Below are 17,250 nucleotides of genomic sequence, written 5' to 3'. Positions count from 1 at the left end.
TAATCCTTATCGCTACAGGTTCTGAAGTTGAGCTAGCGGTTAACGCTGCGGCTGAACTGACAGCTGAAGGTAAGAAGGTACGTGTAGTATCTATGCCTGCAACTGACGCATTCGACAAGCAAGACGCTGAGTACCGTGAATCTGTACTTCCATCTGACGTAACAGCTCGTATCGCTGTAGAAGCTGGCATCGCTGACTTCTGGTACAAGTACGTTGGCTTCGGCGGCAAGATCATCGGTATGACAACGTTCGGTGAATCTGCTCCAGCAGGCGAACTGTTCAAGATGTTCGGTTTCACTACTGAAAACGTAGTAAACACAGCGAAAGAGCTTCTAGCTTAATTGCTGACTCTGAAATAGAAAGCCCCGCTAGAAGTAGCGGGGCTTTTTTTTACTCCGCACTCGACTTTTGAATTGGACAAGCCCCACTCTTCCCCATCTTCCCCATCGTCACCGATCAATTGAAACGCTTAACTTAAATTTGCTTAAAGACCGTAAAAATATGCCCCGATAAAATAGGGTTGTACAATTAATCAACGATGGCGTCCAAATGTTTAGAGCAATACTTACCTCATTCACAATCTTATTGACCTGCACAAATGCAAATGCTGCTTTTTTTAAGAAAGAACTATATTCCCCTTTAGTAGAAACCTATTATGCCAATAAATCGATCGACAAATTTTTCTCGTTGACCTGTAACCCTTGCTGGAACATGTCTACGATCATCGAGCAAAATCGTCGACTAAAAGAACTGAAAATCAATCGGGTTCACGCAATTTTTGACGACTTAACTGAGACTTCCGCAACCCTTTACTACACAGCGAAAGTGCAAGTCGACCCTGTTCCACACAGTTTGCTGTACGAACTCTTTGCCATCGTTCAATCTACTGACGACCTTAAATTGTCAGACGCTGACACTTTGTTCGCTGACTATCAATTGCTTAACCCGCAGCAATTATCAGATGATCAACGAGTGGAGGTAGAATTAATGATTCACGATTCTATAGAGTTAACTAAAAAAGCCCGAATCTCTGCTATCCCAGCTTTTGTTGTCGATGGGAAATACGTAGTAAACTTATCGAACCACCGCTCTCTTGATCAGTTCATCGACACACTGCGTCATTTGCAAAACTCTTAATGCATACCTATGAAGAAAATCTCTTGAAGTTATGTTGGCAGATTAGCGGTAAATGGAATTTTCTTAAATGAATCTATGCTGGTAGCTTGGGCCACCAGCATTTAAAGATGGGTAGAGTGTTAATCTCTTCGAATCACTAGCGTAACTTTGCCCCCTACACCATTGTTAGAGAGTAAAGCGGTTCCATCTAACACTTTAGCCAGTTCTGCTATAAGAATTAATCCTATTCCGTACCCTTGCTGCGATTTGATTTCGCCTAGTTGTCCTGCGTTGAATGCATTAATAATCTGCTTATCGATTCCACAACCATCATCACTAAAACGCAACACATCATGCCTAGGGTAACGGGCCAAAGAAACCGTAATTTGTGATTTGGCGTGCTTTAGCGCGTTAGAAATTATATTGAGGAAGACGATTCTGACAATAGCGCTATCTGTTTGAACATTGGTGTTGCAGCCATAAGTAACCAGTGTTTGATGGGACCCAATAACATTGTTGAAAGATGACAAGATATTTTGCAAATTAACTTCTGTTTTAACCGCTTGTATATCACCGCTCATCAATTTGAATAGATACAAACTGCTCTCACATAAGGTGCTCAAACTGTCGACTTGAGTAGCCAGCTTTTTGGCCAAGTACTGATTGTCACCCTGTTCATAAAGTAACATATCGCTGGTCAGCTGGATTGATGCCAAAGGAGTACGGATATCATGTGGCAAAGACGCATAGATCACTTTTTGTTTGTTTATCAAACTACTCAGAGAGTCTGCCATCATATGCTGGTTATCAATTAAGTTTTTTATCGGTTTTGGGCCGATCCTGCGGGCTCGAGTTGAAAAATTCCCTCGCATATATTCAGTCGAGAGTTTTGTCATTTCTCTCAATCCGTTAGACCAAGTTCTAAGTGATAGCAGTAGAATAATCAGTGTGCAAACGACTTGTATCAGGTCATCCAAGAGGTCTAGCCAAAGCAGCCTCTTGACGTTTGGGTCGTTCTGATAAGCTTCACTGTTAAATGAGCCAAGAATAAAACGATCGGTATCATAGCGCTTTACAATAGTGTGAATGTTATCCTTCGACTGAATCTGATCATGCTCCGCGACCACATCACACTGAAACCTCCAAACATCTGTATTACCAGAGCTTTGACTTTCATTGTGCTGTACGAACGCATCGACAACCATATCTACGCGCTTTAGATTCAGATCTTTCTCCGCTTCTTGCTTTAAAGGCAAAACGAAAAATAGTGACAGTGCCGAGCTTATGACGTAACCGATGATCACTGAAGCAACGATCTGAGCTAGAAACACATTCATATCTTTGTTACCGGAAACGCCAAATAGAATCCGCGGGAGCGCCTATTATTAATCAACTGGACATCAGGAATATGTGAATACAGTTTTTTGCGTAATGAAGAAATGCGCATATAGATAGATCGGTCTTCTACATGATGGCTAAAGCCATGAATCTTTTCAAAAATACTCCCCACAGTAACCGGAGCATTAGAGTCAATGAGTACTTCTAAAAGCTCATATTCAGACGGGATCAAACTTACAACGACATCATTGTAAATTAGCGTCATATCACACTCTCTTAGGTAGAACTGATCCATAGCTTGAGAAGACCTCTCTGTCTGGCCGGCTATGTTCAATTGGCGCTTGATGCGTTCCAGTAAAACATTACTTCGAATAGGTTTGGAAACGTAGTCATGGGCTCCCAATACAAGTGAGTTAGTTTCACTGAGTTCACTATCATTAGCCGTCATCATAATAACCGCCGCAGGCAAGTTTCTTTCCTTCATCTCTCGCAATATATCCAAACCCGATTGAACTGGAAGTTGTATATCCAACAAAACGAGTCGCGGCTGTTTTGATTCAATATGAGCGATAGCACCTTCGCCTGTTGCAAGCGTCTCCACATTAAAACTTTCGACGGTTGACAACAAATAACAGAGCATCTCCCTTAGTTCATTGTCGTCTTCAATAATCAGTATATCTAGCATTCAAAACCTACTTTCTGTGCGTGCAGTAAAACCAATCTCCCCCATGATGAGGTTACTTAATTTGAGCTCCTAAACTGTCTTACGAATCATATTCTACTTTAGCTTCAATCAACCTTCTTTAAGCCAATGTAAGCCAGTGGCAGACGTATCGGCAACTTTTTGGTTACAAATAGATATTACAACTTTAACTTCATTAGTGTCAGTTTTCTCAATAGACAATATATTGAGATAAAAATCACACTTAACTAGAGTTACAACATTGAATAAAGCAATAACCTTCCCAGCTAGCTATAACTTACTTTCCACAACTGACCTAAATAGTTATATCACCTACGCAAGTGATAACTTTTGTACGGTAGCTGGATTTAGCTATGACGAATTGGTAGGGAATCCTCACAATTTAGTGCGTCATAACGACATGCCGAAACAAGCGTTCGCCGATATGTGGTCGCATCTTCAATCAGGCAAATCATGGATGGGGATCGTAAAAAACAAGACTAAGGATGGCAATTTCTATTGGGTTGATGCGTTCGCTACGCCTATCAGAACGAATGGGCAAACGACAGAGTATCAATCTGTCAGACTTGTTGCAGACCCAACCTATATAAGGCGAGCGACAACTATCTACAAGCGCCTACAACGTGATGAAAAAATAAAACGACTGTCATTGCCGAAACTAAATCTTTGGCACAAATTTGCATTGTCGCAAACCGCAATAGCGATTGCTGCCACTTGCTTTACTTCCCTGTCAGCTGAGGTTGCTGTTTGTTTAACAGTCGCTTCAACCTCCATCTCTTTCCTACTTACAAGAAGGCTGGATAAGGTAGCAAAACAATCGAAGTCTGTTTACGACAATCCACTAGCGCAACTCATTTACACCGGTCACCTTGATGAAGTCGGTCAGATCGAGCTGGCATTAAAAATGCGCCAATCTGAATTGAACGCAGTCGTTGGCAGAATTCAAGCTTCCAACGCGGACACACTTTCTGTTGCGAAGCAGAGTATGCATGAAGCAAAGAACACGTTAGATAATATCAGCCAACAAAATGATCAGCTCTCCCAAACCGCTACCGCTATAACCGAAATGGGATGTGCAATTTCTGAAATAGCTGAAAATGCTTCAAGTACGTCTAAAGAAGCGGAGCTTTCATTGGAGACCGTGGAAAAATGTAAAACCGCTATTAATGGTACGGTCGATCATATCTCTCAAGTTTCCAATGAACTAACACACACTGCAGTATCTATGCGTAGTTTAGCTGAAAAACTGGATAGCATTGATCATGTAGTCGATTTAATAAGCAAAGTATCAGAGCAAACAAAGTTGCTCGCACTCAATGCTGCAATAGAGGCTGCTCGAGCGGGAGAGCATGGTAAGGGCTTCGCCGTCGTTGCTGACGAAGTGAGAACCCTTTCTCAGCAGAGTCAAAATGCGACCCTAAAGATAACAACACTAACATCGGAGATCCAAACACAAACACAAGAAGCCACTAGCCTCATCGATAACGCGATACTTGCTTCGAGTTCGTGCATCCAGGCATCAGATGAAACTGAACGCAAACTAGACGAAGCTTTGCTAAGTGTAAACACCATTTCCGACCGCAGTATTCAAATCGCTACAGCAATCGAAGAGATGACATCGGTGAGTAGCGAAATGAATCATTCCATTCAAAGTATCTATGATAAATCGATTGAAAACCAAAATGCCGCAGAGTCTTGTGTTGAATACAGTGATCAGCTGACTCATTTCCTAGAAGACCAAGAAAAGCTAGTCTCACAATTTAGAAAGGCGTAATCACCATTTAACTGTAATTTAAGCTCCCCTTATTTGGGGAGCTGTATGTTTTAATTTTTGTCCTAATTCTGTTTGTCTTTATACATCCGTCTGTCCACCTCAGCGAGCGCTTCGCTCAAAGACATCCCCCCTTCCTCTACAATCAAGCTTCCTATCGACGTTTCTATATCGATTTGCATTCCATCGACACAAACTTTAAAGGACTTTAACTGAAGCATTGTCTGGCTCAAACCCGGGGTGAGCTTCTTTAACAATAGAATAAATTCATCACCACCAATCCTATATGAATTACCTGGCCACCTATTCGAGATAATATGAGCGTACCGTTCAAGTACGAAATCACCGGCTTCGTGCCCATATGTATCATTGATAAATTTGAACTTATTTATATCAACGTATATTAAGACGGTGTTAGCAGCTAAATGCGCATTAGCTTTTCGATATAGCGCTCTTCTATTACCCAGATTGGTTAACTGATCTGTCAAAGACTCCTTATACAGTGCAATGATAACCAAAAACATAATCACGCCAATAATTGCGATAAGCGCCGCTCCAATGATCAGTAAGTTTTGAACCTCAATCAAAGCAGTACGCCAATTCTTTTTATCATTAAATCGACTAATTAACTTCGGGAAGTTGACAATCTCCATTGCCTCAGAAAAAAGTTTAGCATAGATCTCCCCTTGTTCGTTATTTTGAAAAGCAATAGCAATACCGTACTCAATTGGAAGAGTGAATTTTTTCATCACCTCGATGGGTAGTTGATAATCAGTTTCATACATCAACTTATTATAGTTGGCTGAGCCTATGGGCATGAAGTCTATGTCGCCGTTGACTAATGCTCTCGTTAAGTCATCTTGAGTCTCGAAAAGATATAGTGTCTTCCCTACCAGTAACTCTTGTAGCAACAATTGAAAGTAATCACCTTTAATTACCCCGATTCTTTCAGATGCGAGTTCAGACAAACTCAATTGACGCTCGCTATTCGACATATGACTAACAAAATAGACATTGGGGTAATAATAAATCTCGCTGAAATTGAAATACTTACTTCGCTTTTGTGATACTGCCATCGATGAAATCATGTCTATTTGTCTTGTTTCAAGACTGTTGTAAATACTTGCCCATGATTCATCTATTTTATTGGAAAAAACACAATTAAAGCCAAGTAAATCACAGGCACTTTCAATCGCGAGTTTGCTTACGCTAGAGTCTTTTGCGACTCCATCTCTTCTTAGATCTTCTGACTTATAATATAAAGTTGGAGAATGATTCATCCCCAGTAGCTTGACTGAAGACTTTAACGCTAATATACGAAGTTCTCGTTCCTTACGCTTAATAAAGCTTTGAGATTTAGAAAGATACTGACGGTTTTCAATCGCCAAATTTAGCAATGGAAGATATCTTTTATGCGTCCCCTTTAGAACAGCAAAACCTGCTGGAGGGATAAACCATGACTTTAACAACCTCTGCGCATAGTATCCTTGAGACAACAACTCCTCTAGTTCATTGATACTTCCTAAGACTGCTACATTGTTATCATTTTGCAAAATTGTAGGAATCTGTTCACTACGAGTATAGGTTCGTACCTTTAAGCTTGCATCTTTGCGTTTAATCAATTCAGGGTAAGCGCTGCCTTCTTTTACGTAAAATATATCAACATTGCTATTGCTAATTGGCTTATTTGAATAAACATACGAATAATCGACTGAGAACGGCAGTGTAAAGTCAAGGACTTTACCCCGCTCTTCTGTAAAGTTGATATTCGATATTAGATCAATTTCATTCGATTTAAGAGCACGCACAATAGATTCATAGCAGTTAAATCTAACTATCTTAAATTCAATTCCAGTATCGTTTGTTAATCGTCTAAGCGTGACATCAACGACCAAATCTCCATCGACTACGCCCACTCTTAGTACATTAGCAAAAGTGTTAGAACTTAAGACAACACATATGAAAATAGTAAAAATTCTAATCATCATCCATTTACCTTACGCTCGTACTTTCAGCTCAGTAAGATTTACAAATGTGTTTAAATCCATGGGTTTATAAAAATAGTAACCCTGGACCAAGCAAGGACCTAATTTATTAACTATGTTAAGTTGACTTTCATTCTCCACACCTTCAACAACTGTGATCGCCCCCAGTGCTTTTACTACCTGGACTGTTAATGAAAATATTTCCTGTCCTATTTCGCTATCTGTACTCTGAGTCAACAACCTGTCGATCTTGACTTTGTCAAATTTATACTTTGATAAATAACCTAAAGAAGAGTAACCCGAACCAAAGTCATCTAACGCGATGGATACGCCTAATTCTCTAAGTGCTGAAATCTGGACAACGGTACGAGATTCGTTGTTAATTAACACATCCTCCGTTATTTCCAACGTAATATTTTTGTAATCAAAATCATTCTTTTCTACGATTTCGACAAAATCTCTCGTAAAATAGTTGGACAAAAAAGTTAGCGGCGATACGTTAATTGAAATGTTATTTATTACCTTATCTTTTGTCTGATTTACAGTATTAACATCTGATAAAGCACGATTTATCACCCACATATCAAGGTCGACTATCATGCCTGTAAGATAAAAATCCGAAATAAATGTAGGTGGAGTTATCCTCCCATCCCTTGACTTATGACGAATCAGCGCTTCGGCGGACACTATTTCGTTTGATTCATTACTAAAAATAGGTTGGTAAAACAACTCAAAGCTACCTGTTGATTGTAGTTTTTCTATGTTACGCTGAGCGTTAATATTTTTATTTACTTGCCCTACAACATCACTAATACCTACTATTTGTCGACTATCCTCATAGTCAAAAAATTTGTCATTCGTTTTATTAGAACTAGAGTTTGAAGTTAATCTATTGATCTTTCTAAAAAATGGATAGTAAATTACAATTCCAATCATGAGGTTGATAAACTGGACCAACATTTCATTTGACATCCACCCATTCAGAACATAGGTATTATAAAAAGCTGGCATCATCCAAGAATAACTCTCGTAAACTGGTTCAATAATACCAACTTCCAATAATGAGTATGCGAAAAGTAATTCAACAATTGGAGCAAGCATAAATGGAATCATCATCAATGGGTTCAACATAATTGGAACTCCAAAAATCACAAGCTCATTGATGTTAAATATGCTTAGAACGAGAGAAATAGCCCCAACAGTTCGATAGCGTTCATTGGAGCTTAGAATCATGCATATAACTAAACTGAGCGTACTTCCCGAACCGCCTATTGACGAATATTGGTCAATGAAACTAGTTATAATGACTGAGTCATCAGGTGAATATGATTCGTACATAGGAATAAAATTAGAACCATTAACACCAAAAAACCAAGTTATATTTTTTATAATTACATAAGTAACTAAGCTTACATACTCCGGCACTTTCCAGTGTTGTCTATCAAGAAAGTTTGAACATAAATCATAGATATTGCAAAAAATCATATAGAACACATAAAAACCAAGTGCAAAAATGGTAATCATGCATATAGTCCAAATAATTAAATTCATCGTTTGCTCAATAGCCAATGGTAAATTGGACCTAACAAACAGATTCATGTCATTTATTTTTCTAAGACTATTCGCTATTAGAAGCGGAATCACTATTGAAATAAATACGGCTGATGACATGAACGTTTGAACAAGGTTTTCTCCTTGTCTATTTATTAGCAATGATTCTGATAGTATGTACATAACAGCTAGCGATGGTGTAATTACTAGAGCTCTAGATATTTTGTACGTCTTGCACAAGAAAAGCGAAAAATAGATACACAGTAAAAGCGGGTACAACTCATGTATTGTTCTGTGTGCTAAAAACAAATGTGACGACACACTTAGGTTTCCAGCGTTCGAAAAAACGTGAGATAGCAAAGCAAATATACCAGATATAATTGGTATTGGAATTAATGTAACCATGACATTACATATTCCAAGAAGTAAGTTGCTTTCTGATTTTCTAATCATTTTATTACCAATTGTGTTTTATAATTCTCGTTAAATTCTCCTTCATTCATTGGCTTTCCGTAATGCCATCCTTGTCCAAAATCTACCTTTAAATCACGAGCAATATTTAAATCGTCTATATCTTCTATGCCTTCTAGACATACATAACTTGCTTTGCTCTTTATATACTTCACTATTTCGTATATGTGGTAATTTTCACTCTCCTTATTTCTTAGTATTTGCAAAATACTCCTATCAATTTTCACCGTATCGAAATGAATTTTATCTAATATTAGCAATGAGGAGTTACCCGTAGAAAAATCGTCCAACGATATTTTAACATTCGACACCCTCCTTATTTCAGACATAAACACCTCGACCAAATCAAAGCATTCTCTTGTTAGTGTTTCTGTGATTTCAAACTCCAAGTTTTCCAAGTTTTCATACTGAGACAAAAGAGTAACAACTTTCTCCCTAAATTCAGGACGAGCAATACTTTTTGAACTAACGTTAACTGAAAAGTTCACATCAAATCTCGAATTACTAACTATATGATCTACTGTTTTATTTATCATCATATAATCAAGAAGGTGAATATTATCCCTTTCTTCTAAGATTGGAATGAACTGTTCAGGTGATATGTACGTATCGTTAATACGTAAACGTGCTAACACTTCAACGCCATAAAGGGCATTTGAATTCACATCAAACTTAGGCTGAAAGTAACAATCAAATTCTTCATTACACAATGATTCGTTGATGATTTTTTCTGTTGTTCGACTATTGATATAGTTTTTTGCGTCATTGCAATGTTCGTAATGGCAATAACCTCTATTTTTTTCATTTCTATTTGCAAACATGCTTCCAAGAGCAAATTTCACGTCAGAGTTATAGTTGCCAGATACTCCCTTTATGCCTATATCCATCGTCAATTGATGCTGATTTAGCTTACGACAAACCTCTTCTATACACCGATAAATCAACGTATCATCATCACAATCTACTAGAAGAACTACCGTATCATCTAAATACCTAAACCCTTTAAAATTTAGGCATTTAAGATAATTTAGTTGTTTTGATAATACAACCAAAGGCTCATCAGGACATACCGACTCCAAGTTTATATCATCATAATTCTCACTATATGCTTTTATACATAAAATATGGGTGTATTTTCCTCGACTGTAATAAAGTTTAATAAGCTTTTTTTTATAAAGTCTACTAATCTTATCAACCAGAAGGCATCTAATTTTGTAAAATACAAATGCGATTAAGGTTACTGAAGAAACTACATATGTGATGATCAGTTTTTGTCGTAGTGTTAGCTTATCTTGTCTTGCATTCTCCATCATATATGCATCTTTTACGACATCACTATCAATAAAACCGGTGTTTTTCGCCACTTTAATAACGTTCGACAGGGACTGATAGATTCCATCTGCATTTGGCATGCTTTTCGGTATCGCAAAAACAACAGACTCATAGGTAACCGTCTGGGTTCGATAGTTTTTATAACCTAACTTCGCTAGCGCTAAATGGCCATCTAAATCATTAGCAATAAAACCATCGATTTCGCCATTAACAAAACCATCAATCAAGTTATTAAAGCACTTGTATGGTATGGTTTTATTACCATTTATGAATTTCGTTCGTTCACTATCTTGCGCTACGCCAATTCGTTTGCTTTGATTAGGCTCTTTTAGAGTGAATAATTCGAGTTCTAGCAACCCAATGCTTTCAGTCTGATAGAAGTCTCTCGATTGCTCTTCAGAATAAAGAGTCAATCGGGATGACAAATAATGATCGCGTTCGCATTCTTCATCCTCGCACTCTATTGGGTTAATATTTAAGTTGCTGATCTTGCTAGATAAGTATGAATACTTAGACAAAATAGATATGTCACTATGATCATGACTAAAAAACGGCTCTACATCGACATCAACGATTAAATCCAAGTTAAGGACATCACTATTAGGCGTATTTACTTGCATAAAAACATTCCCTACATCTTCCAGCGCTGAATTAAACGACGCGAGTAGATCTTCTGCGAATGTTTTGGTGATGCCTATGTGTATCGCTGAGCCAGATTTGATTGGTAGCTTGTGTGGGTAAAACTTCGATAGGCTTGTATCGCCAGCAACAAATACAGGCTTACTGTAAAGCTCAGATATTGTGTCCACGTAAGTAACAGGGTTGTGATATCCGATAGAACGTAAGTAATTCTCTGCGTCTTGCCCCCACGTAGAGCCGTTTAACGCATAAACTTCGTTGGTTTGTTTCAAACCTATCTCAAAGTCTAACTGACTAAATATAAAGACAACTTCATGGCCGATGGGATCGGTAAATTCGAGTAGCTCGTTACGGGCTTCATTTATTGATAACTCGAATACCGCGTGAATTTGCTCCTTTTTAACTAAGTCTAAGAGCTCGCTGAGCGGGGCTTTAACTACATCTATTTGTGTTCCTGTAGGTAAAATTTGTTTCAAGCTATTTAAATATACCTCATACACTCGGCTGTTATCCGAGCCAGGGAGAACCTTATCTGAGGCGCTATCGGGGATCACGCCTATTCGCAAGGTGTTGTCGCCATCAATGACGCTATTGTTTTGGTTCAGCGTATTAAAAGCAAAGCTCTGGGTCACTGGGGTTAAACAGGATACAAGCATCATCAATACATACTTATATACATACGATTCGTTTATTCGCATTTGCTAGGTTCCGCAAACGGTTAAAAGATCCCGTGACACTACCCGACTACAGAAATTGCTTAAACTAACCCAATGTAAGCAACGTTAAGCTAAACATCCCCCTTTAACTCAGCTTGTTTCGCTCTGTCGCCCTTTTTATTTGGAATTTCGACTATTCCATTTTTACATTCATCAGCCAGTATCATTTCCCTAAAGCAATAACTAAGGCTGAACTTATGTCATCTCAACAGACTCTACCAACAGCATCACAAGGACTTGCTGTTAAGTTGACAAGGATTGCTAGAACGCTAGTTTCTTACGCAATGAAAGGATGTGCTGCTTTCGCTATTTTGCTAGGCGCTTCCGTTCTTCTCTCCAAACTTGGAACCGTTCACGGTAAAGATTTACCAGAAACCTATTTTTCAAATGGTTACCCTGCCATCTTAACCTTACTCGATTCAGAACTTTTCATGGGGTTCATCTTTTTCGTTACGGTTGCGATTCTTGTCTACGTTGTCTACCTGATGTGGCAGTTGCATGAAGTCGCGGTTCATCGAGCGGCTAAAATGTCGAGTGCACATACTCAGATAGTCTTTGCGCTTTCTTTGTGCGGCTTGTTCATTGATAAAACATGGTGGGTAATGGCTATCATCATCGCGTTCGCTCGTTGGGATGTTCTTGCTGCAGAAATTTCCAACATCATCCGAAACGGCCGTCAACCAGTTCAACGCATCGAGGATTAAATCATGAAAGAGATAATGCTCCCTTACGTATTTATTTGTTGGTTACTAGTGAGAACTGGAGTCGTACGTTGGACGTTGCAAAACGCAGTGATCATCGTTGGTGTCGGTGCATTACTAGCACTTTCCCTGTTTACGGCGCACCGGTTTTGGTCACCGGCTGATTTGACTGACAGCACTACTGTCAAAGCACCTCATGCGGTACTTAGCCCCTTAGTTGGGCAAGAAGTAGAACAAGTCTTTGTTGAACATAACCAAATGGTTCAAAAAGGCGATTTGATTTATACCCTACGTACGGAAGACACCGCAGCACAAGTTGAAGGGCTCACTGCACAAAAAGAGGCGGCACAGGCTGAAATCTTAGCGTTAACGCACCAAATCAATAATGATAAGAAACAATTAGAGCGCTTAACTAAACTGAATGATTTCGCTCAGGAGTCTCAGCGCGATGACTTGCGTACTCGCATTGAATCAACGGATGCCAAGATTGCAGCAGTGAATGCTCAAATCCTAAGTATTGATGCGCAAATTGCTACAGCAGATTGGCAAAATGCGCGCAGAGAGATCCGCGCGCCATTTGATGGACAGCTATCCATCACCAATATTGTAGAGGGTACTCGCGTTGGTAATATGCACCTCTACAACACCAATAAGAAGTTTGTTGAAATGCGAATTGCTGATCAAACTTACCGTAATATCAAAGTCGGTCAATTTGCCGAGTTCTATGTAGATGCATATCCCGGTGAAATATTCCGCGGAAGAGTCCACAGCTTAACGGCGGGGACAGGTGAAGCGCGAGTATCAGTGCTTAATGGTACACAACATGTTCGCCAACACGTGGGCAACAACTCGGGCTCCCACGGCAGAACGATTGTTATTGAGTTTGAAGAACCAGCAGGTTACAACGTCCCTATCGGCTCTACGGGATCTGGTTGGGTGTCAGCGAAAAAGCCACATGAAGCGCTTGGCTTTATGGATATCATTGGCGCAGCTACGGTTAGATTGAAAGCATATAAGTCTTATCTTTCGGCGCTCTAATATCTAATTCAATAAGCACCATTCAAGGTGCTTATTGTCATTTCCCACCTTTTCTCAGCGCGATATGTGCGTCCACAATAGGCACTATCTGGTCCATCAGCCATTGTTGTTTAGCGGCAGAACGCAAAGATGCTTTACAGATCAAAGCCATATCGAGATTAAGTGGCGATAGGGTTTCATCGTCATAGTAAGGTTCATAACGCAATGTAAAACAATCATCCATCAACTGATTAATAAGATGAACGCTATCAACGATAATGCCAGCTTCAAGGTCAGGATCGAGCGCTTTAAAATGGTCTTGATGTTCATTAATACCCGAAATAATGAACTTGACGTACTCACCTTGTTGATTACCTTCAAACCTCCCACTACCTGAATGGATTTTGTTTTGGTAAAACGTCTGAGGCTTATCATTTAGCACATGGAGTCCTAAGTCGACTTGTTCGTCAAGTATTAGCGCTTCACTATGCTCACTCCACTGGCGCAGCTCAATAACAGCATCGGTTTGCGAGCGGATTGTACGAATCAACTCTTTACCAATTTCAACCAGATAGGGTTCAACGATGTGAAGTGTCACTTTTGATAGGTTTCGTGGATCAAATTCTTCTGGAGCGATAGCTAGGTCCAACTGCTCCAAAGCACTTTTGATTCTCGGCTCCACTGATAACGCATAATCGGTTGGAGAAAGGCCAGAAGCATCTCTTACAAACAAAGGGTCAGACAAGTCATCACGTAATTGCGCCAACACCTTGGAAACATAAGACTGAGAGCGGCCTATTTTTTGGGCTGCTCTCTGAGTTGATCGTGTTTGCATTAATGCTATAAAAACATGTAACGCGTTTAAATCATGCATTTGGGCATTCACTTTTGAAGATTAAGTGATTATAACCTAACGAATACCTTCAAATATGCCAAGCAATTACTTCTCTTCAAACCGTTGAGCAATTCGATTAAATTCAGCTACTTGTTTCTGTAGTGCTTTAGAGTGTTCATTGACGGAATAAGTTGCTGTCAGATTTTGCTCAGCAGTCGCGGCAATTGATTGGATATGAGCATTAACCTCACTCGAAAGTTTACGTTGCGAATCCGCGGCATTATCAACACTTGCCATTAATGCCCCCATGTCCTGCATCAAGGCTTCAACTTCTTGTAACCGTTGTGCACTGATTTGAGCAACTGTGCCGCATTCATCTGTGTGCTTTTGATTCGCAATTATGTCTTTTTGCCACGCACCAATAGTCTCTAGCATTAAGTCAATGCTGTCTTTGATTTGGACTGTGGCATTGGACGTTCGGCCAGATAAGGCTCTAACTTCGTCAGCAACGACCGCAAACCCTCTTCCTTGTTCACCAGCGCGAGCCGCCTCAATCGCTGCATTTAGAGCAAGCAAATTTGTTTGCGCAGCGATACCACCAATCTCTTCCATCATCTCGCTTACTTTCTGAGCTTGCTCACTGAGCTGATAAGTCGTATTGGTCGCTCTTTCCGCTTGCTCACTCAGTAGCGCCAAATTTTGATGCGTTTGCTCAATGCTCGATTTAGCCTCATGGCAAGTATCAAGCGTCGTATCAATCAATTGATGAGCTTCTGAGGTGTTCGATGAAACGTTATCTGCGGCTAGCTCGACTTCTTCGGCCGCCTGACGGACTTGTCGAATGTTTGTTGTCTGCTGATCGAGTGCTTGGGACACTTCGGACGCAGTCGTATTTAAATTTTCGGATAAAGCATGCAGCGGTTTTACTGAGTCCGTCATTCGCCCAAGAATCGTTGTAACTTTTGCAGACATCATCTTGAGATGGAAATCCGCAACCGAAAACTGACTGCTTCCCGAATAGACTAAACGACTCACACTATCGAATCGCGATTGCAGTTTTTTTAACTGCAATGGCGTATCGATAAGTTCCTGACGAAACAAGACAGCAAGTACAGATATAGGCAATAAGTTCCCAATCCACTGATAGAGTGTTCCTGCCTCACTTAAATGAGCGGTTATCGGAGCGAGAAGGCCACCAATAAGCACAGCATAGCGAACCGTGTCTGAGATTTTTAATGACCATTGCCTACCCGACTTTTCTGCGTTAATCAGGCTTTTATAGGCGCTAGAGGCAACGTTTACCCATTCTTGCTTCGGCTTTACTCGTACAGACTGATAACCACTGATCTTACCATTGTCATAGATTGGAGTAACATACGCGTCTACCCAATAGTAACCACCAGATTTAGTACGATTTTTTACAATCCCACGCCATGCTTTTCCCTGCTTCAAGTTCGTCCACATATCTGCGAACGCCGCTTTCGGCATATCATCATGGCGAACAATATTATGGTTTTCACCTAATAGCTCTTGCGGATCGAATTCTGCTATACGACAAAAGGCATCATTACAGTAAGTAATAACGCCTTTTGTGTCTGTCGTTGAGACTAACTGTTCATGCTCGTTGAGCAGAGTTTCACGTTGTTGGGCAATAGTCATGTTATAAACTTTAGTTGTAATAGTTTGTAGCACGGCAATATAAACATTTTTTAATATATGACAAAATATGAATATCACATTTTCAAAATGTTTATGCACATGAATGACTAATTAGCTCGCTGTTTAGCCTTTTCTTTAACGATTCTTCGAACACTCTGCTCCGCCATGTGGAAATCTCACATTATTCCCCTCCGGAATAACGAAATGCCTCACGTGTCAATTCATCCAATTGCTCACTTTCCATTGCATTATGAACGACTGTAATTCTCCCTAAATAGACCAAGGGAACCTCATCTGCTCTATTCGTTAAATGATACTTAATCGCTTCAGCAGTCGCGACGCCGAGATCATCACTCATGCGCATAGGAGTCGCATCGAGTTCACCAGAGCGAATCTTTTCGATTTCTTTCGCCGTTCCACCCCATCCTGTGACATAGATATCATCCAATTGTTTTTCTTCTGCGAGCACATCGATAGCGCCCATAGTCATAGCAGTATTCGCATTGTGAATCATGGTTACTTCAGGAAAATTATCGAGTATCAGCCTAACACCGTCAGCACCGCCGATCTTTTGATATTGACCAAAATGTTCATAGCTTGTTATCCATTCTCCTTTAGCTTCAACACAATCTATAAAGCCCTGTGAACGTTGAGTATCTGTGATTCCTGGTATGCCTCGGTTGGCTGCAAACTCTATATCGTTCCCTAACCAACTCACTACATGGTCACACAGTACATTCGCCCCCATTTCGCTAGAAAAATCGAACCAAGCATCAGGTTGATGTTGCCAATCACTATTTGGAGTGTGGAAAGCCCAAATAAAGGTTTTGAACTTGTCAGATTGAGATAGCTTTTGAATGTTGTTTGCTTGGAGATCCAGCTCTGTTGGCCCAAAAATCACAAAGTCATATGGTGTATTCGCCGAAAGCACTTGGTCAGTGTACTGAGTTTGCAATGAATGCTCGATCTGCTTGGAAGTAAATTCATCGATATGGTAAGGCAACTGCAGATCCGTAAGCCTTTTAGTAAGCGCAGTGTAATTCTTAACCCAAAAGTCTGAGATATCGGCACTTGGGTAAATCACAGCAATACGCACCTTACCATCAAACTTTTTATTTATAGCGTCAGGCTCGGCGCTCACTGTTTCCTGAAAGCGCTCTAGTTTTAAACTTTCGTTTTCTGTAGCGGTAACTCCCATAGACAAACTGACAGCACAGATGCCTAGGACTAAGCTCTTCTTTAGTTGATTAGTTAAACGACGTTCCATAGATGTTACCAATTGTTTTATTGTGTAATAACATTATTATAAATATATACGTTTTATAAAACACAAATAATCATACTGATATTTTATGTATAAACTTTTTGCTCGTTTGTTTCTGCTCTTCTTGACTAGTGCCGTTGGCACTCAAGCTA

Annotated in this window: 13 protein-coding genes; 5 read left to right on the top strand and 8 right to left on the bottom strand. The window is 39.9% G+C overall.

The features are described from left to right. A partial coding sequence (locus tag AC4MRV_RS14590; RefSeq protein WP_491188059.1) for a transketolase-like TK C-terminal-containing protein occupies nt 1-341 on the top strand: 341 nt, incomplete at its 5' end. Between the two features lie 370 nt (nt 342-711). After that, nucleotides 712-1,137 (top strand): thioredoxin domain-containing protein, encoded by a 426-nt coding sequence (locus tag AC4MRV_RS14585; RefSeq protein WP_491188058.1) that lies wholly within the window; start codon nt 712-714, stop codon nt 1,135-1,137. 119 nt (nt 1,138-1,256) lie between these two features. Here AC4MRV_RS14585 and AC4MRV_RS14580 read toward each other — a convergent pair whose 3' ends face one another. Beyond that, nucleotides 1,257-2,453, bottom strand: a complete 1,197-nt coding sequence (locus tag AC4MRV_RS14580; RefSeq protein ID WP_491188057.1) for a sensor histidine kinase — start codon at nt 2,451-2,453, stop codon at nt 1,257-1,259. After that, nucleotides 2,450-3,139 (bottom strand): response regulator transcription factor, encoded by a 690-nt coding sequence (locus AC4MRV_RS14575; RefSeq protein WP_491188056.1) that lies wholly within the window; start codon nt 3,137-3,139, stop codon nt 2,450-2,452. Before AC4MRV_RS14575 ends, AC4MRV_RS14580 begins: the two co-directional genes overlap by 4 nt. Nucleotides 3,140-3,398: 259 nt before the next feature. Here AC4MRV_RS14575 and AC4MRV_RS14570 point away from each other — a divergent pair, with 259 nt between their 5' ends. Next, a complete protein-coding gene (locus AC4MRV_RS14570; RefSeq protein ID WP_491188055.1) occupies nt 3,399-4,931 on the top strand; it encodes a methyl-accepting chemotaxis protein in 1,533 nt (510 codons plus the stop codon). A gap of 62 nt (nt 4,932-4,993) precedes the next feature. On the opposite strand, the gene AC4MRV_RS14565 is transcribed toward AC4MRV_RS14570, so the two are convergent. From AC4MRV_RS14565 to AC4MRV_RS14555, 3 genes are read right to left on the bottom strand one after another with little or no spacing between them, the layout of a single operon-like run. Further along, nucleotides 4,994-6,916 (bottom strand): transporter substrate-binding domain-containing diguanylate cyclase, encoded by a 1,923-nt coding sequence (locus tag AC4MRV_RS14565; RefSeq protein ID WP_491188054.1) that lies wholly within the window; start codon nt 6,914-6,916, stop codon nt 4,994-4,996. Between the two features lie 9 nt (nt 6,917-6,925). Then, a complete protein-coding gene (locus AC4MRV_RS14560) occupies nt 6,926-8,869 on the bottom strand; it encodes an EAL domain-containing protein (protein ID WP_491188063.1) in 1,944 nt (647 codons plus the stop codon). 44 nt (nt 8,870-8,913) lie between these two features. Then, nucleotides 8,914-11,565 carry an EAL domain-containing protein gene (locus tag AC4MRV_RS14555; protein ID WP_491188053.1) on the bottom strand — a complete coding sequence of 884 codons (2,652 nt, stop codon included), beginning with the start codon at nt 11,563-11,565 and terminating at the stop codon, nt 8,914-8,916. Nucleotides 11,566-11,819: 254 nt separating this feature from the next. Here AC4MRV_RS14555 and AC4MRV_RS14550 point away from each other — a divergent pair, with 254 nt between their 5' ends. Then, complete coding sequence (locus AC4MRV_RS14550; RefSeq protein ID WP_491188052.1) at nt 11,820-12,326, top strand: magnesium transporter; 507 nt, start codon at nt 11,820-11,822, stop codon at nt 12,324-12,326. A 3-nt stretch (nt 12,327-12,329) separates the two neighbouring features. Further along, entirely contained in the window at nt 12,330-13,361 is a 1,032-nt protein-coding gene (locus tag AC4MRV_RS14545; RefSeq protein WP_491188051.1) for an HlyD family secretion protein, read from the top strand. 37 nt (nt 13,362-13,398) lie between these two features. Here the strand turns inward: AC4MRV_RS14545 and AC4MRV_RS14540 are convergent, their stop codons facing one another. The 3 genes from AC4MRV_RS14540 to AC4MRV_RS14530 all read right to left on the bottom strand — a co-directional run bounded on the left by AC4MRV_RS14540 (nt 13,399) and on the right by AC4MRV_RS14530 (nt 17,032). Then, nucleotides 13,399-14,214 (bottom strand): LysR family transcriptional regulator, encoded by an 816-nt coding sequence (locus AC4MRV_RS14540; protein ID WP_491188050.1) that lies wholly within the window; start codon nt 14,212-14,214, stop codon nt 13,399-13,401. Nucleotides 14,215-14,280: 66 nt separating this feature from the next. Continuing rightward, nucleotides 14,281-15,834, bottom strand: a complete 1,554-nt coding sequence (locus AC4MRV_RS14535) for a methyl-accepting chemotaxis protein (RefSeq protein WP_491188049.1) — start codon at nt 15,832-15,834, stop codon at nt 14,281-14,283. A 181-nt stretch (nt 15,835-16,015) separates the two neighbouring features. After that, nucleotides 16,016-17,032 carry a substrate-binding domain-containing protein gene (locus AC4MRV_RS14530; protein ID WP_491188062.1) on the bottom strand — a complete coding sequence of 339 codons (1,017 nt, stop codon included), beginning with the start codon at nt 17,030-17,032 and terminating at the stop codon, nt 16,016-16,018. Between the last annotated feature and the right edge of the window lie 218 nt (nt 17,033-17,250).

Source organism: Vibrio sp. (assembly GCF_984391705.1).
This window is presented reverse-complemented; position numbering and strand designations above follow the sequence as displayed.